General features: G+C 73.3%; 13 protein-coding genes and 1 pseudogene. 8 read left to right on the plus strand and 6 right to left on the minus strand.

Annotated elements, in window-relative coordinates; genetic code table 11:
• A complete protein-coding gene (locus ACIA6B_RS04190) occupies nt 1–732 on the minus strand; it encodes a succinate dehydrogenase cytochrome b subunit (RefSeq protein WP_396770806.1) in 732 nt (243 codons plus the stop codon).
• Between the two features lie 29 nt (nt 733–761).
• Between ACIA6B_RS04190 and ACIA6B_RS04195 the strand changes: the two genes are divergently transcribed.
• Nucleotides 762–1,700, plus strand: a complete 939-nt coding sequence (locus tag ACIA6B_RS04195; RefSeq protein WP_396771218.1) for a LysR family transcriptional regulator — start codon at nt 762–764, stop codon at nt 1,698–1,700.
• A 132-nt stretch (nt 1,701–1,832) separates the two neighbouring features.
• Here ACIA6B_RS04195 and hrpA read toward each other — a convergent pair whose 3' ends face one another.
• A complete protein-coding gene (gene hrpA, locus ACIA6B_RS04200) occupies nt 1,833–5,828 on the minus strand; it encodes an ATP-dependent RNA helicase HrpA (RefSeq protein WP_396770808.1) in 3,996 nt (1,331 codons plus the stop codon).
• Between the two features lie 128 nt (nt 5,829–5,956).
• On the opposite strand from hrpA, the gene ACIA6B_RS04205 reads away from it, so the two are divergent.
• Together ACIA6B_RS04205 and ACIA6B_RS04210 are read left to right on the plus strand one after the other, a co-directional pair.
• Nucleotides 5,957–6,430, plus strand: coding sequence for a cytidine deaminase family protein (locus ACIA6B_RS04205; protein ID WP_396770810.1), 474 nt, complete (start codon nt 5,957–5,959; stop codon nt 6,428–6,430).
• 62 nt (nt 6,431–6,492) lie between these two features.
• Nucleotides 6,493–7,326 (plus strand): phytanoyl-CoA dioxygenase family protein, encoded by an 834-nt coding sequence (locus ACIA6B_RS04210; protein ID WP_396770812.1) that lies wholly within the window; start codon nt 6,493–6,495, stop codon nt 7,324–7,326.
• 10 nt (nt 7,327–7,336) lie between these two features.
• Here the strand turns inward: ACIA6B_RS04210 and ACIA6B_RS04215 are convergent, their stop codons facing one another.
• Complete coding sequence (locus tag ACIA6B_RS04215) at nt 7,337–8,269, minus strand: MerR family transcriptional regulator (RefSeq protein ID WP_396770814.1); 933 nt, start codon at nt 8,267–8,269, stop codon at nt 7,337–7,339.
• 118 nt (nt 8,270–8,387) lie between these two features.
• On the opposite strand from ACIA6B_RS04215, the gene ACIA6B_RS04220 reads away from it, so the two are divergent.
• The 4 genes and pseudogenes from ACIA6B_RS04220 (at nt 8,388) to ACIA6B_RS04235 (ending at nt 12,523) form a co-directional block, all read left to right on the plus strand.
• The gene (locus ACIA6B_RS04220) at nt 8,388–9,434 is read left to right on the plus strand and encodes a FecCD family ABC transporter permease (RefSeq protein WP_396770816.1); all 1,047 of its coding nucleotides are present in this window, start codon (nt 8,388–8,390) and stop codon (nt 9,432–9,434) included.
• Nucleotides 9,431–10,576, plus strand: a complete 1,146-nt coding sequence (locus tag ACIA6B_RS04225) for a FecCD family ABC transporter permease (protein WP_396770818.1) — start codon at nt 9,431–9,433, stop codon at nt 10,574–10,576. Before ACIA6B_RS04220 ends, ACIA6B_RS04225 begins: the two co-directional genes overlap by 4 nt.
• Before the next feature lie 23 nt (nt 10,577–10,599).
• Nucleotides 10,600–11,364, plus strand: a pseudogene (locus ACIA6B_RS04230) (ABC transporter ATP-binding protein); the annotation flags it as partial.
• A gap of 214 nt (nt 11,365–11,578) precedes the next feature.
• Nucleotides 11,579–12,523, plus strand: coding sequence for an ABC transporter substrate-binding protein (locus ACIA6B_RS04235; RefSeq protein WP_396770820.1), 945 nt, complete (start codon nt 11,579–11,581; stop codon nt 12,521–12,523).
• Between the two features lie 99 nt (nt 12,524–12,622).
• Here the strand turns inward: ACIA6B_RS04235 and ACIA6B_RS04240 are convergent, their stop codons facing one another.
• Both ACIA6B_RS04240 and ACIA6B_RS04245 read right to left on the minus strand, forming a co-directional pair.
• A complete protein-coding gene (locus ACIA6B_RS04240; protein WP_396770822.1) occupies nt 12,623–13,519 on the minus strand; it encodes an endonuclease domain-containing protein in 897 nt (298 codons plus the stop codon).
• Between the two features lie 166 nt (nt 13,520–13,685).
• A complete protein-coding gene (locus ACIA6B_RS04245) occupies nt 13,686–14,333 on the minus strand; it encodes a hypothetical protein (RefSeq protein ID WP_107160752.1) in 648 nt (215 codons plus the stop codon).
• A gap of 252 nt (nt 14,334–14,585) precedes the next feature.
• On the opposite strand from ACIA6B_RS04245, the gene abc-f reads away from it, so the two are divergent.
• A complete protein-coding gene (abc-f, locus tag ACIA6B_RS04250) occupies nt 14,586–16,226 on the plus strand; it encodes a ribosomal protection-like ABC-F family protein (protein WP_396770824.1) in 1,641 nt (546 codons plus the stop codon).
• Here the strand turns inward: abc-f and ACIA6B_RS04255 are convergent.
• A complete protein-coding gene (locus tag ACIA6B_RS04255) occupies nt 16,204–18,708 on the minus strand; it encodes a DEAD/DEAH box helicase (protein ID WP_396770826.1) in 2,505 nt (834 codons plus the stop codon). The two genes, abc-f and ACIA6B_RS04255, sit on opposite strands and share 23 nt — an antisense overlap.
• Between the last annotated feature and the right edge of the window lie 5 nt (nt 18,709–18,713).

The raw sequence follows: 18,713 nt of genomic DNA on the forward strand, positions 1-18,713 counted from the left end.
TCAGGCCACCAATCCGGTGAGTACGGCGAACGGGACCACCAGGTAGCCGGCGCAGAGCACGACGGCGAAGACGAGCGCGGCGGCGCGGGCCCGGCGCTCGACCCGCGGCGTCTGCTGGCCGAGGCTGCGGAACGCGCTGAACGCGCCGTGCCGCAGGTGGAAGCCGAGGGTCACGATGGCGAGCGTGTAGAAGAGGGTGACGTACCAGCGTTCCGGGGCGAAGTCGGCGACCACGTTGCCGTACGGGTTGGCCGGGTCGCCCTGCGGGTTCAGGTGACCGGTGGTCAGGTCCAGGATGTGGTAGATCACGAAGAGCAGGATGATCACACCACCCCAGCGCATGGTGCGGGCCGCGTAGTTCACGTGGATCTTTCGCCGGTGCGCGTACGCCACCGGGCGGGCGGCCCGGGCCCGCATGGCGAGCACGACGGCCGCGCCGATGTGGGCGAGCACCGCCACGGTGAGGACGGCGCGCTGGATCCACAGGTACCAGGTGCTGGGCAGCAGCGGCGTGCCGAGGTCCCGCAGCCAGTGCGCGTAGTGGTCGAACGACGTCTCGCCCGTGAAGATCTTCAGGTTCCCGAGCATGTGCACGATCAGGAACAGCACCAGGAGGATGCCCGTCACCGCCATGACGGCCTTCAGGCCGACGTTCGAGCGGATGGGCGACCGAGTTTTCGTGATTACCACACGACCGACGCTAGGAGCACTTCGATCAGGCGTCCAATGCATCGAAATCACAGTCTTGATAGCCGTAAGCTATAGAGATGCAGCTCCATCAGCTCCGGTACTTCGTGGCGGTCGCAGAAGTACGACATTTCACCCAGGCGGCCGATGTCGTCGGCATAACGCAGCCCTCGTTGAGTAAGCAAATTCACGCCCTGGAGGCCGACCTCGGGGCGCCGCTCTTCGAGCGGGTAAGGGGCAACATCACGCTCACCACGGCTGGCGACGTGCTGCTGCCGCTGGCCAAGCGGATCCTCGCCGACGTGGACACCGCGACGCGCGAGGTGCAGGAGCTGGTCGGGCTGCGCCGGGGGCGGGTCCGGCTCGGCGCCACGCCCAGCCTGGCCACCTCGCTGGCGCCCCCGGTGCTGCGCCGGTTCCGTGACGCCCACCCCACCGTCGACCTGCGCGTCGAGGAGGGCGGCTCACAGGATCTCGTCCGCGACATGCTCCGCGGCGACCTCGACCTCGCCCTGATCATCATGCCGTCCGGTGGCGCCGATCCGGGGTTGCGCGTCGACCCGATCCTGCGGGAGAGCCTGGTGGTCGCCTCGGTCGACCCGCTGCCGGGCGTCTCGGCCGGCGGCGAGCTGCGCATCACCGACCTGCGGGACCAGCCACTCGTCATGTTCCGCGAGGGCTACGACCTGCGCGACGCCACGCTCCAGGCGTGCCGGGCGGCCGGCTTCGAGCCGGCCCTGTCGGTGGACGGCGGGGAGATGGACGCCGTGCTCAGTTTCGTCGAGGCCGGGCTCGGCGTCGCGCTGGTGCCCGGCATCGTGGTGGCCCGCCGGCCCGGCATCCGGGTCACCCGGCTCGCGCCGCCCGGCGTGCGCCGCACCATCGCGGTGGCCCGCCGCCGGGACGTGGTGCCCACCCACGCCGGCCGCGAGCTGCGCCGGATCCTCCTGGAGTACGTGCACGACGCGACCGCTACCGACCGGCTCCCGGCCGGGGTGGAGCCGCTGGCCTAGCTGCCGCCGTCAGCGCGTCGATCTTGCACTCGGCGCCCCGGCATACGGGGCGAATGCCCCGGATCGAAGGCCGCGAGTGCAAGATCGACGAGGCGGGGGCGGGGGCGGGGCGGGGGCGGGTAGGGAAGGGGGTCAGCGGGCCTCGGCGTCGTCCATGGCGCGGTAGATGCGTTGCTCGGAGACCGGGTAGGGGGTGCCCAGGGCCTGGGCGAACACGTTCACCCGCAGCTCCTCGATCATCCAGCGGATCTGGCGGGCCGCCGTCGAGCCGCGCCGGGCCGGCGGCAACGCGGCCAGCATGTCCTGGTACTCCTTCTGCACCACCGCGATGCGGTCCTGCTGCTGCTTGTCGCGCTGCGGGTTGCCGGGCAACCGGTCCAGCCGGCGCTCGATCGCAGTCAGGTAGCGCAGCAGGTCGGGCAGGCGCGCGTAACCGGCCTCGGTCAGGAAGCCGGCGTGCACCAGGCCGGTGAGCTGGGCGCGGATGTCGGCGAGCGCGGCCACCACGGCCAGGTTGCGGGTGGCGCCGAGTCGCTGCTCCACCGCGTACGCGGCGGCCAGCACCTGCCGGGCCCGGGCCATCATCTCGACCACGGTGTCGACCAGGTCGGCGCGGACCCGCTCACGTAGTGCGGCGAAGCCGTCGGCGTCCCAGGCCGGGCCGCCCGCGTCCGCCATCAGCTTGTCGATGGCGGCGCCGGTGGCGTCCTCGATCAGCGCCGGCACCCCGCCGTGCGGGTTGCGGGACAGCGCCAGCTTCGCCTCGTTGCTCAGCCGCCCCTGAAGGAACCGCGCCGGCGACGGCATGGTCAGCCGCAGCAGTCGACGGGTGCCGGCCCAGTGCGCGGCCTCCTGCTCGCCGGCGGAGTCGAACACCTTCACCCCGACGGTCGCGCCCTCGTCCACCAGCGCCGGGTACGCGGTCACCGCGAAACCGGCGCGCACCTGCTCGATGGTGCGGGGCAGGCTGCCGATCGACCACTCGGTGAGCCCGCTGCGGGCCACGTCCGGCGCGGCGGCGGCGACGACCTGGCGTACCTCCTGGCGGAGCCGGCGTTGCAGCGCCGGCAGGTCCTTGCCCTCGGCGACCGGCTTGTCGTCGTCGCCGAGCACCCGGAACGTGACCCGCAGGTGCGGCGGCAGCTTGCCGACGTCCCACGCGTCCGGCGGCACGGTCACCCCGGTCATCCGGCGCAGTTGCCGGGTCAGCGCGGCCAGCAGCGGCTCCTCGCCGGGCGTGATGGCGGCCAGCGCCGCCCGCGCGTAGTCGGGCACCGGCACGAAGTTGCGCCGCACCGGCTTGGGCAGCGAGCGGATCAACGCGATGACCAGTTCCTCGCGCAGCCCCGGCACCTGCCAGTCGAAGCTCTCCGCCGGCACCTGGTTGAGCAGCGGCAGCGGGATGTCCACGGTGACGCCGTCGGTGGGCGCGGTCGGGTCGAACGTGTACGTCAGCGGCAGCGTGACGCCGTCGGCCCGCCACTCGTCCGGGTAGTCCTCCTCGTCGACGCCGCCGCGCCCGGCGTTGACCAGCAGCTCGCGGGTGAACGTGAGCAGGTCCGGCTGCTCCCGGCGGGTCTTCTTCCACCAGGTGTCGAAGTGCCGGCCGGAGACCACGTCGGCGGGAATCCGCTGGTCGTAGAAGGCGAAGATGGTCTCGTCGTCGACCAGGATGTCGCGTCGTCGGGCCCGGTTCTCCAGCTCCTCGACCTCGGTCAGGAGTTTCTGGTTGTCCCGCCAGAACTGGTGGTGGGTCTGCCAGTCGCCCTCCACCAGCGCGTGCCGGATGAACAGCTCCCGGCTCAGCACCGGGTCGATCCGACCGAAGGTGACCTTGCGGGAGGTGACCAGCGGGATGCCGTAGAGCGTGACCTTCTCGTAGGCCATCACCGCGGCCTGCTTCTTCTCCCAGTGCGGCTCGCTGTAGCTGCGCTTGACCAGGTGCTGGGCCAGCGGTTCGACCCACTCGGGCTCGACCCGCCCGGCGACCCGGCCGAACAGCCGGGACGTCTCGACCAGCTCGGCGGCCATCACCCACCGCGGCGGCTTCCGGAACAGCGCCGAGCCGGGGAAGATCACGAACTTCGCGCCGCGTGCGCCGAGGTACTCGTGCTTCTGCGCGTCCTTGAGCCCGAGGTGGGACAGCAGGCCGGGCAGCAGCGACTGGTGCACCTTCGGGGTGTCGATCTCTTCCGGCAGGTCCGCGCCGGCGCCGCGCCGGCCCTCACCCCTCTCCGAGGTACGCAGCACCTGGCGCACCTGGCTGACGATGTCCTGCCACTCGCGCACCCGCAGGTAGTTGAGGTATTCCGCCTTGCACATCCGACGGAACGCGCTTGACGACAGCTCCCGCTGCTTCTCCCGCAGGTGCCGCCACAGGTTGAGGTAGGCGACGAAGTCCGACTCCTTGTCGGCGAACCGGGCGTGCGCCTGGTCGGCCTGGGCCTGCCGGTCGGCCGGGCGCTCGCGGGGGTCCTGGATGGAGAGCGCGGCGGCGATCACCACCACCTCGGTGGCGCAGCCGTTGCGTTCGCCCTCGATCACCATCCGGGCCAGTCGCGGGTCGACCGGGAGCTGGGCCAGCCGCCGGCCCAGCGCGGTCAGCCGCTTCGCCGGGTCGGCCTCGGTCGGGTCGAGCGCGCCCAGCTCGTGCAGCAGGTTGACGCCGTCGGTCACGTTGCGCCGGTCCGGCGGGTCGATGAACGGGAAGGCGGCGACGTCGCCGAGCCCGATCGCGGTCATCTGGAGGATGACCGAGGCCAGGTTGGTGCGCAGGATCTCCGGGTCGGTGAACTCCGGGCGGGAGTCGAAGTCCGACTCGTCGTAGAGGCGGACGCAGATGCCGTCGGAGGTGCGCCCGCAGCGCCCCTTGCGCTGGTTGGCGCTGGCCTGCGAGACCGGCTCGATCGGCAGCCGCTGCACCTTGAGCCGGCTGGAGTAGCGGGAGATCCGGGCGGTGCCCGGGTCCACCACGTACTTGATGCCGGGGACGGTCAGCGAGGTCTCCGCGACGTTGGTGGCCAGCACCACCCGGCGGTTGCTGTGCGCGGCGAAGACCCGGTGCTGCTCGGCGGTGGAGAGCCGGGCGAACAGCGGCAGGATCTCGGTGCCGAGCAACGAGCGTCTGGACTGCACCAGTTTGCCGAGCGCGTCGGCGGTGTCCCGGATCTCCCGTTCGCCGCTGAGGAAGACCAGGATGTCGCCCGGCCCCTCGGCGGCCAGTTCCTCGACCGCGTCGCCGATGGCCTGGATCTGGTCCCGGACGTTCTCCTCGTCGGCCTCGTCCTCCCCGTCGGCCTCGGTGACCTCGACCAGCGGCCGGTACCGCACCTCCACCGGGTAGGTGCGACCGGAGACCTCCACCACCGGCGCCGGGTTGCCGTCGGCGTCGGCGAAGTGCCGGGCGAACCGGTCGGTCTCGATGGTCGCCGAGGTGATGACCACCTTGAGGTCGGGCCGGCGGGGCAGGAGCTGCCGCAGGTAGCCGAGGATGAAGTCGATGTTCAGGCTGCGCTCGTGCGCCTCGTCGATGATCAACGTGTCGTACTGCCGGAGCATCCGGTCGGTCTGCAACTCGGCCAGCAGGATGCCGTCGGTCATGAGCTTGACCAGGCTGTTCTCGCCCACCTGGTCGGAGAAGCGGACCTTGTAGCCGACCACGCCGCCCAGCTCGGTGCCGAGTTCCTCGGCGATCCGGTCGGCGACCGTCCGGGCGGCCAGCCGCCGGGGCTGGGTGTGCCCGATCAGACCGGTGACGCCGCGTCCCAGCTCCAGACAGATCTTCGGGAGCTGGGTGGTCTTGCCGGACCCGGTCTCGCCGGCCACGATCACCACCTGGTGGTCCCGAATGGCGGCGGCGATGTCGTCCTTGCGCTCGCTGACCGGAAGCTGCGCCGGGTAGGTGACGGTCGGCACCGCGGCCCGCCGGGCCGCCAGGCGCGCCTCGGCGCGGGCCACCTCGGCCCCGATCTCGGCCAGCGCCGCCTCCCGCCGCTGCGGGTCCCGCAGCTTCCGCGCGCCGTCGAGCCGCCGCTGGAGCCGGCGCTGGTCGCGGAACATCAGGGGGCCGAGGCGGCGGTGCAGGTCGCGGGTGGTCTCTTCAGCGGCGGGTACGGCTGGATTCTGCATGTCGTCGCCAAGGATAGGCAGCCGCGCGGCGGACCGCTCCCGGGTTACCCGCGCGTGGGCGTGCCGTCCGGGCGCGACGTCCCGGCGCGGATAGGGTTGCCGCCGACGAGGTCGACGAAGGGGCGGGGATGATCATGCGGGACACCGACCGGGCGCTCGTGCAGGCCGCCACCGCCGTCGCGAAGCTTCGCTGCCGCAGCGAGAACCACACCGTCGCGGCGGCCGTGCGCAGCGCCGACGGGCGGGTGTTCAGCGGCGTGAACGTCTACCACTTCACCGGTGGCCCGTGCGCCGAGGTGGTGGCGCTCGGCGCGGCGGCCACCCAGGGGGCGGGCGAGCTGGAGACGATCGTCGCGGTGGGGGACCGGGGGCGGGGCGTCCTTCCGCCGTGCGGGCGCTGCCGGCAGGTGCTGCTCGACTACTTCCCGTCGATCCGGGTGATCGTCGGGCCGTCGGACGGGCTGCGCGCGGTGCCGGTGGCCGAGCTGCTGCCCGAGACGTACGTCTGGTCGGACCACCAGGCCGACGTGCCGGCCGTGCCGCGTACCGGGGTGTGGCCGCAGCCGGTGGTGCCGGTGAGCCGCCAGTCCGCGGAGGACTGAGTTCCGCGCTTGCGGTCGCTTTCCAACGTTGTAATACTCGGGTCCCGTCCTCAGGAGGCCCGATGACTCCCTCTTCCGCGCCCGACGACGAGACTCCGGTCGAGGCGCTCGGCGACCTGTACCGCGACGGCATCACCGCCTGCCGGGGCGCCTTCGAGGTGGACTGGGTGACCCGGGTCGGCGAGGACGTCGAGGCCGCGTTCGCCGAGGCCCGGTCCCGGCCCGACGGCGCGGTCGGTCGGGGCCCCGAGCGCTGGTACGTCGAGATCCACCCGGAGCAGCTACGCGGCTTCGTCGACCTGGTCACCCACCCCTGGGTGGTCTCGGTGTGCCGGGCCGTGCTCGGCCCGGAGTACGAGATCGTCGAGCTGGGCTTCGACATCCCGTTCCCCGGCGCGAAGATGCAGCCCTGGCACCGCGACTTCCCGATGCCCGAGGAGACGCGGCTGCGCCGCCGGCTCACCTCGCTGGCGTTCAACCTCACCACCGTCGACACGGTCGAGGAGATGGGCCCGTTCGAGATCGCCCCGGGCACCCAGTGGGACGACGGCCGCTCGTTCGACCACGAGATGTTCCCGCCGAAGGACCGGTACCCGCGCTACGAGGCCCGCGCGGTCCGCAAGTACCCGAAGCGCGGCGACCTCTCGGCGCGCTCCGCGCTCACCCTCCACCGGGGCACGCCGAACGTCAGCGACCGGGCCCGCCCGGTGCTGGTGCTCGGCGTCGACGCCCCGGGCGCGGGCAACGCGGCCCACCACGACCTGGCCGTCACCCGCCCCTACTGGGACGCGCTGCCCGACCTGGTCCGCGACCACCTGCGCTGCCCGGTGGTGGACACGCTCGTCCCGATCCGCCAGAAGCACACCATCGAAGGACTGGTGATGGGCGCGGAGTAGGCCCGCCGCGTCAGCCGCCGCCCGCTCGGGCGCGCAGTGCCCGGATCGTCCAGTCCAGCACCGGCGTGAGGCTCTCGGCCGGTGGCCACCCGTTCACCACCGAGAGCAGGTGCTCGTAACGCTCCCGCCGAGGGTCGTGGGCAGCCTCCAGCCGGTCCAGCAGCCGCCGCCGCAGGTCCGCGTCGTCCGGCCGGCCGCAGAGCCGGGCGTAGCGGGCCGTCGCCCGGTCCAGGGTCGCGTCGGCCCGGGGCGAGGCCGGGTCCACGCCCGCGGCCAGCGCCGGGGCCGCCTCCTCCCGGACCACGGCGACCGCGTCCCGGCGTACGCCCTCGACGCCCACGCGGTCGGCCGCGTGCAACTCGGCCAGCCGGCGCAGGGCGGCCCGGAAACCCGGGTCCAGCGTCAGCTCGGCCAGCTCCACCCAGGCCTCCAACCGGGCGTCGTCCGCGTCGGCCGGCAGTTCCGGGGTGAGCGAGCGGCGGACACCCACGAGACCGGGATCGGTCAGGCCGGTGAAGGCCGCGTCGAGGAACTCGTCGACGAGCCGCCGGCGCTCCCGCTCGGCCAGCCCGGCCAGCCGACGCAGCAGGTCGGCCTGGGTCGGGGTGGACCCCCGTCGGGCGATCATGGTCAGCACCGCGCGACGCGACCGCAGCACGCGGATCTGCGCGGCCAGGGCGTCCGCGTGCGTCGCGGCGGCCTCGGGCAGGGTGACCTCCAGGGCCACCACCCGGCGCACCGTGGCCAGGTCGACGCCCAGCTCGCGCAGCGTGCGCACCAGGTCGATCCGGGCCGCCGCCTCGGGACCGTAGCGGCGGTGACCGGTCGGGCCCCGGTCAATCGCCGGCACGATCCCCCGGTCGGACCAGAACCGGATGGTCTTCACCGGCACGCCGGTCCGCCGGGCCAGGTCGCCGATCGAGTAGCGCTCTCCACCGTCCATGCCGCCACCCTGCCGGCTCCCCCCGGTGGAGGCGCAAGCCCATCGACAACGCCGAGTTAGGCGTGCCTTACCTGGTCAGTTAAGGTAAGGCGTACCTAATCGGAAGGCGAACACCCCCGTGACCACCGTCGCCGTCCGGCCCGCCCGGGCCGACGCCCCCGCCCGCCCCGGCGCGTCCCGCCGCGTCGCGGTCACGTTCGCGGCGGTGCTCCTGCTCGTCGCCGCGCTGCTGGCCAGCCTGGCGCTCGGCAGCCGCCACCTGCCGGTCGACCAGGTGTGGCACGCGCTGGTGGCGCCGGACGACGGCGACGCCACCACCGTGGTCCGCGAGCTGCGGGTGCCGCGTACCGCCCTCGGGCTGGTCGTCGGGCTCGCGCTCGCGCTGGCCGGGGTGCTGTTCCAGGCCGTCACCCGCAACCCGCTCGCCGAGCCGCGCATCCTCGGCGTCAGCGCCGGCGCGTCCTTCGGCGTGGTGCTGGCCATCGCCGTGTTCGGGGTCGGCACGCTGGCCGGCTACGTCTGGTTCGGCATCGCCGGCGCGCTGCTCGCCGGGCTGCTGGTGTTCGCCGTCGCCAACCGCACCCGCGACGGCGCCAGCCCGGTCACGCTCGCGCTGGTCGGCGCGGCGCTCGACGCCGGTCTCGGCGCCATCGTGTACGCGTTGCTCAGCATCGACGCCCGCACGTTCGAGGAGTACCGCTTCTGGGTGGTCGGCGGGCTCACCGGCCGGGACGTGGGCGTCGCCGGGCAGGTGCTTCCGTTCGTGCTGGCCGGCGTGCTGCTGGCCGCGCTGGCCGCCCGGGGCCTGGACGCGCTCGCCCTCGGCGACGACGTCGCCCGCGGGCTGGGGCACCGGGTGGCCCTGGTCCGGCTGGCCGCCGGCGGCGGCGGGGTGCTGCTCACCGGCGCCGCGGTGGCCGCCGCCGGCCCGATCGCGTTTGTCGGACTGGCCGTGCCGCACCTGGCCCGGGCCCTGGTCGGCGCCGACCACCGCTGGACGCTGCTGGTCGCCGCGCTGCTCGGCCCCGCGCTGGTGCTGGCCGCCGACGTGGCCGGCCGACTGGTCGCCCCGCCCGGCGAGGTCCCCGCCGGCATCATCACCGCCCTCCTAGGCGCCCCCCTGCTCGCCATCCTGGTCCGCCGCGCCAAGGTCGTCACCTCATGACCACCCCCACCCCCACCCCCACTCCCCGCGATCTTGCAGTGGTGGCCCCGGCAAAGCAGACAAGTGCCGCACTCGACGGGCCGAAACCGCAAGATCGCCGAGGACGGGGTGGGGCGCTGGCCGGGAAGGCGCTGCTGCGGGTCGGGCCGGTGGCGGTGCCGTTCCGGTGGCGGGCGGTGGTCGTGGCGGGGGTGCTGCTGGGGCTGCTTCTCGGGGCGGTGGTGGTCAGCCTCTCGCTCGGGACGCCGTACGTGGCGCCGGCTGACGTGCTGCGGTCGCTGTCCGGGGCGGGCACGCCGTACGACCTCGTGGTGCGCGACCTGCGACTGCCCCGCGCGGTGCTCGCGGCGCTGGCCGGGGCGGCCTTCGGGGTGGCCGGCACGCTGATCCAGAGCGTCGCCCGCAACCCGCTGGCCAGCCCCGACGTCATCGGCGTCACGCAGGGCGCCGGACTGGCCGCCACGGTGGCGCTGACCAGCGGGGCGGCGGCGGTGCTGGTGGCGCCGGCGGCGCTGCTCGGTGGCCTGGCCGCGGCCGTGCTGGTGTTCGCGCTCGGCGCGCGGCACGGTCTGGCCGCCCAGCGGTTCGTGCTGGCCGGCGTGGCGGTGGCGTTCGCGTTCCGGGCGCTCACCGAGGTGGTGATGCTCACCGCCGAGCCGATCGACGGCCTGCGCGCCCAGCTCTGGCTGATCGGCACGCTGGCCGGCAAGGGGTGGACCGAGGCAGGCTGGATCGCCGGCACGCTCGCCGTGCTGCTGCCGGTGCTGCTCTGGGCCGGCTGGGCGCTGCGCGGCGCCGCCCTGGACGACGACACCGCCCGGGGGATCGGGCTGCGCCCGGTGGCCCGGCGGATCGGCCTGGCCGGCGCCGGCGTGCTGGCCGCCGCCGCGGTCACCGCCCAGGTCGGCGCCGTGGACTTCGTGGCGCTCGTCGCGCCGCAGGTGGCCCGCCGGCTGGTCCGCGCGGAACGCCCGCCGATGCTCTGCGCCGCGCTGCTGGGCGCGCTGTTGCTGGTGCTGGCAGACCTGGCCGGCCGGCGCCTGTTCGCGCCCACCCAGTTGCCGGCCGGTGTGCTGACCGCGGCCATCGGCGGCCCGTACCTCATCTTCGTGCTGCTGCGTACCCGAGGGAGGCGGTCGTGACCGCGCTGCTGTCCACCCGCGACCTGGTCGTCGGCTACGAGGGCCGGACCGTGCTGGACGGGCTGGACCTCGACCTGCCGGCCGACGCGTTCACCGTGATCGTCGGCCCGAACGCCTGCGGCAAGTCGACGCTGCTGCGCACCATGGCCCGGCTGCTCACCCCGCGGAGCGGCGCGGTGCTGCTCGACGGTACGCAGATCCGCGACCTGCCCACCCGGGACGTGGCGCGGCGGCTCGGCGTGCTGCCGCAGAGCCCATTGGTGCCCGAGGGGATCACCGTGGCCGACCTGGTCGGGCGTGGCCGGCAGCCCTACCAGCGCTGGTGGCGGCAGTGGTCGACCGAGGACGGGCGGGCCGTCGACGAGGCGATGCGGCTGGCCGATGTGACCGCGCTCGCCGACCGCCCGGTGGACACGCTCTCCGGCGGGCAGCGCCAACGGGTGTGGATCGCCATGACGCTCGCCCAGGACACCGACGCGCTGTTGCTGGACGAGCCCACCACGTTCCTGGACCTGGCCCACCAGGTGGAGGTGCTGGACCTGCTGCACCGGCTGCGCGCCGAGCGGGGCCGGACCGTGGTGGCCGTGCTGCACGACCTCAACCAGGCCGCCCGGTACGCCGACCACCTGGTCGCCATGCGCGACGGCGCGGTGGTCGCGGTCGGCCCGCCGCGCGAGATCCTCACCGCCGACCTCGTCCGCGACGTGTTCGGGCTCGACTGCGTGGTCGTGCCCTGCCCGGTCACCGGCGCCCCGCTCGTGGTGCCCGCCCGCACCCAGACCTCGGCCGCCGGCACCCAGACCCCGGCCGCCGGCACCCGGCCTCTGGCCGTTCCGGCCGGCACGTCGGCCGCCTCAACCCGAACGTCGGCCGCTCCGGCCGCCGGCACCCAGACCCCAGCCGTTCCCGCCGCCCGCACCCAGACCTCGGCCGCTCCGGCCGGCGCCCCCGTCGGCGACGCCTGAGCGTGCCGACCGCACCCGCACCACGGAAAGGAACCTGATGCGTCGCCTCGCCGCCGTACTCACCACCGCTCTCGCCCTCGGCGTCGGCCTCACCGCCTGCGGGGAGAGCGACCCCGTCACCGACGCCGGCGCCGGGGAGACCCGGGAGATCACCCACGCGATGGGCGCCACCAAGGTGCCGGCCGCGCCGAAGCGCGTGGTGGTGCTCGACACCGACAAGATCGACACCGCGCTGTCGCTGGGCGTCACGCCGGTCGGCGCGGCCACCGCCGGCGAGGCGAAGAGCTGGCCCACCTACTTCGGCGAGGAGAAGCTCACCGGCATCACCGAGGTCGGCGTGCTCACCGAGCCGGACCTGGAGGCGATCAACGCGCTCAAGCCGGACCTGATTCTGGGCAGCAAGTTCCGCCAGGAGAAGTTCTACGACGAGCTGTCCGCCATCGCGCCCACCGTGTTCACCGAGAAGGTGGGCGTGACCTGGAAGGAGAACTTCCTCCTCGACGGCCGGGCGCTCGGCAAGGAGCAGGAGGCCAAGGACCTGCTGGCCGCGTACGAGAAGCGGGCGAAGGACGTCGGCGCGAAGCTCGGTGACCCGGGCGCGCGGAAGGTCTCCATCGTGCGCTTCATCCCGGGCAACATCCGGGTGTACGGGCCGGACTCGTTCTCCGGCATCGTGGTCGGCGACACCGGACTGGGCCGCCCCGAGCGGCAGCGCCTGGACGGCAAGGAGGACAAGCGGTTCGACCTGGTCAGCGCCGAGCGGGTCAACGAGGTCGACGGCGACGTGGTGTTCGTGACCGCGTACGGCGAGAAGGCCGCCGCCGAGCAGGCGAAGGTCACCGCCGGCAGTCTCTGGCAGGGCCTGTCCGCGGTCAAGGCGGGCAAGGCGCACGTGGTCTCCGACGAGACGTGGATGACCGGCATCGGCGTCACCGCCGCCAACAAGATCCTCGACGACCTCGAAAAGCACCTCACCGCCTGACCTCCTCGCCCACCCCTTTCGGGGGCGCTGATGCACGGAAAGAGTGGCTGTCCGACGCCGGACAGCCACTCTTTCCGGGAAAGCGCAGCGGCCGTGCGGTCAACGGGGGCGACGGGTGGCCAGGGCGGTGCGGATTTCGGTGAGCACGCCGTCGAAGTCCTCGGCCATGCGTTTCGCGGTGACGTGCAGGACGAGCCAGTCGTCGCCCAGGATCTGGTTCAGGCGACGGCGGTCCCGGTGGAACTGTTCGGCGTCGTGGTGCCAGAGCCCGTCGTACTCCACGGCCACCCTGCGGTCGGGCCACGCGAGATCGACCCTCGCCACGAACCGTCCCTGCCGCGAGATGACGTGCTGGGTCACCGGCCGGGGGAGGCCGGCACGGATCAGTCGAACCCGCAGCCGGGACTCGGGTAACGACTCCGCGCCGCCGTCGACGAGCGGCAACGCCTCGGCGAACCGGCGGGCGCCGCGTTCCCCGCCGCGTCGTCGCTGGTACGCCGCCAGCTCGGCGTGATCGGTGACGCCCCGACGGAGCAGCGCGTCGATGTGCGCCACCGCCTCCACGCCGTCCAGCCAGCGGGCGAGGTCCCAGCAGGTGCGGACCGGGGTGGTGACCGGCGCCCGGTCGACCCGCAACACCTCACCCTCCCGCCAGTTCGCCACGTGGATGCGCAGGCCGGCCACCGGTCCGAAGCGGGCCGACGGCTCCACCAGCACCTCGACGGGTTCGTCGGGACGGGGCTGGGGTCCGCCGAGCAGAGCGACCGCCGAGCGGCCGGCGATGGCGCAGCCGGGAGGGAACAGCCACGACGCGGCCGCCCGGGCGCGCATGACGTGCGAGATCTCCAGCCGCGCGTCGGCGTAGACGTTGTGGAACAACTGCCGCCAGGCGCTGCTCCGGAGGTCGTTTCTGGTGAGCAGTCCGAGATGAACCGCTTCCCGCGCGAAGAACATCTTGCCGACCAGTTCGGTCGGCCGACGAGGAGGACGAGCCACCCCTCAACCCTGCTGTCTTCCCCACCCGTCCGAAACCCCCTGTGGACAACCCTCCCCGCCGCGGTGCGCTTTCACGGAAAGAGTGGCTATTCGACGTCGAATAGCCACTCTTTCCGTGAATCAGCGCGCGGGCGGGGCGGGGGAGGGGGAGGGGGAGAGGGGAGGGCTAGGCGGCGGTGGACCAGATGGCGCGGAAGGCGGCGGCCTCGCCGGCCAGCCACTGCTCGATTCGTTCGGGCTTGGCGTCGGCCGGCATGCGGTGCGCCTCGCCTCGCCGCACGTCGACCAGCACCGGCTCGGCGTGCGGCAGCACCGCGTCCATGTGCCGGGCCATCAGGTGCAGCGTGGCAAGCGTCGCCTCCTCGCTCGGCGGCGCCTCGTCGAAGTGCAGCCGGATCGCCTCGGCCCGGCCGTCGGCGAACCGCACGCCGAACTGCGGGTTGATCTTCACGGGCAGGTCGCCCAGCATCGCCAGCGCATCCCGGGTCTGGGCCAGGTCGACGCCGGTCGGCTCGCCGAGCGAGTGCAGCCAGCGCGTCGCGCCCGGCACGAGGGCCTCGTAGAGCGGGCGCCAGCGTGGCTTGACCACGTCGGCGACCTGGGCCAGGTGGGTGCCGCCGGTGTGGAACGCGACGTCGGCCTTGAGCGCCTTGACGAACTGCCCGTGCGGGTTGAAGCCATGCCGGCTCGCCCGCTGCCGGCGCAGGCCGCCGACGAACGTCGCCTTGGTGGGGCCGGTCCGGTCGACGTAGCGGGTGAAGCCGAGGAGGGTGGCGTAGGGGGTGAGAGGGGCGGCTGAGGTGGGCGCAGTCACGAGCATCCTCCCAGGTCAAAAGCTCGTTTAGTACATACATTCTAATCGACGGGTATGACATCGCCCAGCGTTTGGGCACGCCCGCGTACGCGGATGGCGCAGAACGCCCGCGGTGGCCGCACGCTCGTCGCGGCCGGCCTGTCGGCGTCGTAAACCGGTTGTCGGTTCGTCCGGTTCGTGCCAACCTGGCGGCATGATCTCCTGACCCGCACCCAGCCCGCCCTACGGGACTGATCGCCGGGAAGGAGTCTCATGGCCACCCAACTCGCGCTGCGCGCGGTGAGCAAGGCGTACGCCCACGGCCAGGTGCTGGACGCGGTGTCCGGCACGGTCCGCGACGGCGAACGGGCCGCCGTGGTCGGTGAGAACGGCGCCGGGAAGTCCACCCTCCTGCGGCTGCTGGCCGGGCAGGAAGCACCGGACGAGGGCGAGGTCGTGGTCACCGCCGACGGCGGGATCGGCCATCTCGGCCAGGTTCTCGACCTGCCGGACACGGCCACGGTCGGGGACGCGGTCGACGCGGCCCTCGCCGACCTGCGCGACCTCCAGCGCCGGATCACCGAGGCGGAGCAGGCCCTGAGCGCCGGCGAGGACGGGCTGCTCAGCGCGTACGGGGAACTGTCGACCGCCTTCGAACTGCGCGACGGATACCGGGCCGACGCGCGGGTCCGGGCGGCGATGTCCACCCTCGGAATCGGCGAGCTGGCGCCGGAGCGTGCGCTCGGCACGCTCTCCGGTGGGCAGCGGGCGCGGCTCGCGCTGGCCGGGGTGCTGTCGGCGGAGCCGGAGTTGCTGCTGCTCGACGAGCCCACCAACCACCTCGACGAGGCGGCGCTGGCCTGGCTGGAGGACCGGCTGCGCCGGCACCGGGGCACGCTCGTGGTGGTGACCCACGACCGGCTGCTGCTGCGGCGGGTGGCCACCACCATCCTGGAGGTCGACGGGGACCGGGCCACGGTGGTGCGCTACGGCAACGGGTACGCCGGTTACCTCGCCGAGAAGCGGGCGGCGCGGCAGCGGTGGGAGCAGTCCTACGCGGCGTGGACCGCCGAGATCGCGCACTGGACCGGGTGGGCGGAGACGACCGCGTACCGGGTCGCGCCCGGCCGGGCCATCAAGGACCACAACAAGTGCAAGTACAACGGCGACGGCCGCCGGGTCCAGGCGTCGATCTCCACCCGGGTACGCGGCGCGGTCGAACGGCTCGACCGGTTGCGCGCCGAGCCGGTGCCCCGGCCACCGGAGCCGCTGCGCCTGCACGCGCCGCTGGATGCGGCGGTCCGGGAGGGTGCCGTGCTCGCGGCGCACCGCGTACGGGTCGCCGGCCGGCTCCGGGTGCCCGCGCTGACGGTCGGCGCCGGTGAACAGGTGCTGGTCACCGGGCCGAACGGCGCAGGTAAGTCGACCCTGCTCGACGTGCTGGCGGGTGTGCTGACCCCGGACGAGGGATCGGTGGCGCGCCGGGGGCGTCTCGGGTACCTGCCGCAGGAGAGCACGATCAGCGTGCCGTCGCGCGACCTGCTCTCGGCGTTCGCGTCCGGCCGCGCCGGCAGCCGGGAGGAACAGGCCGAGCGGTTGGCGTCGCTGGGCCTGTTCCGCGTCGCCGACTTCGACAAGCCGGTCGGCGCGCTGTCGGTCGGGCAGCGCCGCCGCCTGGCGCTGGCCCGCCTGCTGGCCGGCGAGGCCGACGTGCTGCTGCTCGACGAGCCCACCAACCACCTGTCGCCGGCGCTGGTCGAGCAACTGGAGCAGGCGCTGGCCGAGTACCCGGGCGCGGTGGTGGTGGTCTCGCACGACCGGATGTTCCGGAAGCGCTGGGCTGGCGCCGAGGTGGCCCTCGCCGCCGGCCGGCTCCTCGGGTCGGATCGGGTCAGAGCTGGCCGACGTCGGTGACCCGGACCACCGCCGCGCCCACCTCGTCCGAGGCGGCCAGGTCCACCTCCGCGCTGATCCCCCAGTCGCGGTCGCCGTCCGGGTCGTCCAGGATCTGGCGTACGGTCCACCGCTCCCGACCCTGCTCGATCATCAGCAGCGCCGGCCCGCGGGCGTCCGCCCCCACCCCGATCGAGTCGTACGCCTCGAAGTACGGCTCCAGCGCGTCCGCCCACGCGTCCGCGTGCCAGCCGTCCCCGGCGTCCAGCTCGGCGAGCAGGTCCCAGCGGCGCAACGCGGCCAGCTCGACGCGACGGAACAGCGTGTTGCGCACCAGCACCCGGAACGCCCGCGCGTTACGGGTCACCGCCGGCGGCCGGTCGTCGAGCGAGGCGGCCACCTCGGCCACGTCGGACGGGTTGCGCAGCCGCTCCCACTCGTCGATCAGGCTGGAGTCGACCTGGCGGACCAGCTCGCCCAGCCACTCGATGAGGTCGACCAGTTCCTCGGTCTTGGCGTCCTCCGGCACGGTCTGCCGCAGCGTCTTGTACGCGTCCGCGAGGTAGCGCAGCACCAGCCCCTCGGAGCGGGACAGCCCGTAGAACTGGACGTACTCCGGGAACGTCATGGCCCGCTCGTACATGTCCCGGACCACGGACTTCGGGGCGAGCTGGTGGTCGGCGACCCACGGGTGGCCCTGGCGGTACATCTCGTACGCGCCCTCCAGCAGCTCGGCGAGCGGCTTGGGCCAGGTCACCTCGTCGAGCAGCTCCAGGCGGGCCTCGTACTCGATGCCGTCGGCCTTCATCGCGGCGACCGCCTCGCCGCGGGCCTTGAACTGCTGCGCGGAGAGGATCTGCCGCGGGTCGTCCAGGATCGCCTCGATCACGCTGAGCACGTCCAGCGCGTACGCCGGGGACTCCCGGTCGAGCAGCTCGATGGTGGCCAGCGCGAGCGGCGACAGCGGCTGGTTGAGCGCGAAGTCGAGTTGGAGGTCGACGGTGAGGCGTACCCGGCGACCCGCCTCGTCCGGCTCGGGCAGCTCCTCGACCACGCCGCCGGCACGCAGCGCCCGGTAGATGGCGATGGCCCGGCGGATGTGCCGCCGCTGGGCGGCCGGGTCCTCGTGGTTGTCGGTGAGCAGGTGCCGCATCGAGGCGAACGCGTCGCCGGGGCGGCCGATCACGTTGAGCAGCATCGAGTGGCTGACCTGGAAGCTGGAGGTGAGCGGCTCCGGCTCGGCCTCGACCAGGCGCTGGAACGTCGGCTCACCCCAGCCGATGGAGCCCTCCGGCGGCTTCTTCTTCACCACCTTGCGGCGCTTCTTCGGGTCGTCGCCGGCCTTGGCGAGCGCCTTCTCGTTCTCAATCACGTGCTCGGGCGCCTGCACCACCACCCGGCCGATGGTGTCGAAGCCGGCCCGCCCGGCCCGGCCGGCGATCTGGTGGAACTCGCGCGCCTTCAGCAGCCGGGTACGGATGCCGTCGTACTTGCTCAGGCCGGTGAACAGCACGGTGCGGATCGGCACGTTGATGCCGACGCCGAGCGTGTCGGTGCCGCAGATGACCTTGAGCAGGCCGGCCTGGGCGAGCGTCTCCACCAGGCGGCGGTACTTCGGGAGCATGCCGGCGTGGTGCACGCCGATGCCGTGCCGGACCAGCCGGGACAGCGTCCTGCCGAAGCCGGAGGTGAACCGGAAGTTGCCGATCGCGGTGGCGATCATGTCCTTCTCGGCGCGGGTGCAGACGTTCACGCTCATCAGCGCCTGGGCGCGTTCCAGCGCGGCGGCCTGGGTGAAGTGCACCACGTACACCGGGGCCTGCTTGGTCTCCAGCAGCTCTTCGAGCGTCTCGTGCAGCGGCGTGGTCGCGTACGAGAAGAGGAGCGGGACCGGTCGCTCGGCCGAGCGGACGACGGCGGTCGGCCGGCCGGTGCGCCGGGTCAGGTCGTCGACGAAGCGGGTGGTGTCGCCGAGCGTGGCGGACATCAGCACGAACTGGGCCTGCGGCAGCTCGATGATCGGCACCTGCCAGGCCCAGCCCCGGTCCGGCTCGGCGTAGAAGTGGAACTCGTCCATGATCACCTGGCCGACGTCGGCGCGGCGGCCCTCCCGCAGCGCCAGGTTGGCCAGGATCTCCGCGGTGCAGCAGATGATCGGCGCGTCCGCGTTGACGCTGGCGTCGCCGGTGAGCATGCCGACGTTCTCCGCGCCGAAGACCTCGCAGAGCGCGAAGAACTTCTCCGACACCAGCGCCTTGATCGGCGCGGTGTAGAACGTCGTCCGGTCGTCGGCGAGGGCCGCGAAGTGTGCCGCGATCGCCACCAGGCTCTTGCCCGAGCCGGTCGGCGTATTCATGATCAGGTTCGCGCCGGAGACGATCTCGATGACCGCCTCCTCCTGGTGGGGGTAGAGGTCGAGACCGCGCTCGGACGCCCAGGAGGCGAACGCGTCGTAGAGCGTGTCGGGGTCGGCGGTCTTCGGCAGCGCGGCGGTGAGAGTCATGGCGG

Origin of the sequence: Micromonospora sp. NPDC051141 (genome assembly GCF_044455765.1) — a bacterium.
In the GTDB taxonomy this organism is placed as follows: domain Bacteria; phylum Actinomycetota; class Actinomycetes; order Mycobacteriales; family Micromonosporaceae; genus Micromonospora.

What these genes read in the sequence shown, in the direction of transcription:
- ACIA6B_RS04190 (WP_396770806.1), bottom strand. Translation starts at nt 732, where the DNA reads ATGCATTGGACGCCTGATCGAAGTGCTCCTAGCGTCGGTCGTGTGGTA.
- hrpA (WP_396770808.1), bottom strand. Translation starts at nt 5,828, where the DNA reads ATGCAGAATCCAGCCGTACCCGCCGCTGAAGAGACCACCCGCGACCTG.
- ACIA6B_RS04205 (WP_396770810.1), top strand. Translation starts at nt 5,957, where the DNA reads ATGATCATGCGGGACACCGACCGGGCGCTCGTGCAGGCCGCCACCGCC.
- ACIA6B_RS04210 (WP_396770812.1), top strand. Translation starts at nt 6,493, where the DNA reads ATGACTCCCTCTTCCGCGCCCGACGACGAGACTCCGGTCGAGGCGCTC.
- ACIA6B_RS04215 (WP_396770814.1), bottom strand. Translation starts at nt 8,269, where the DNA reads ATGGACGGTGGAGAGCGCTACTCGATCGGCGACCTGGCCCGGCGGACC.
- ACIA6B_RS04225 (WP_396770818.1), top strand. Translation starts at nt 9,431, where the DNA reads ATGACCACCCCCACCCCCACCCCCACTCCCCGCGATCTTGCAGTGGTG.
- ACIA6B_RS04235 (WP_396770820.1), top strand. Translation starts at nt 11,579, where the DNA reads ATGCGTCGCCTCGCCGCCGTACTCACCACCGCTCTCGCCCTCGGCGTC.
- abc-f (WP_396770824.1), top strand. Translation starts at nt 14,586, where the DNA reads ATGGCCACCCAACTCGCGCTGCGCGCGGTGAGCAAGGCGTACGCCCAC.
- ACIA6B_RS04255 (WP_396770826.1), bottom strand. Translation starts at nt 18,708, where the DNA reads ATGACTCTCACCGCCGCGCTGCCGAAGACCGCCGACCCCGACACGCTC.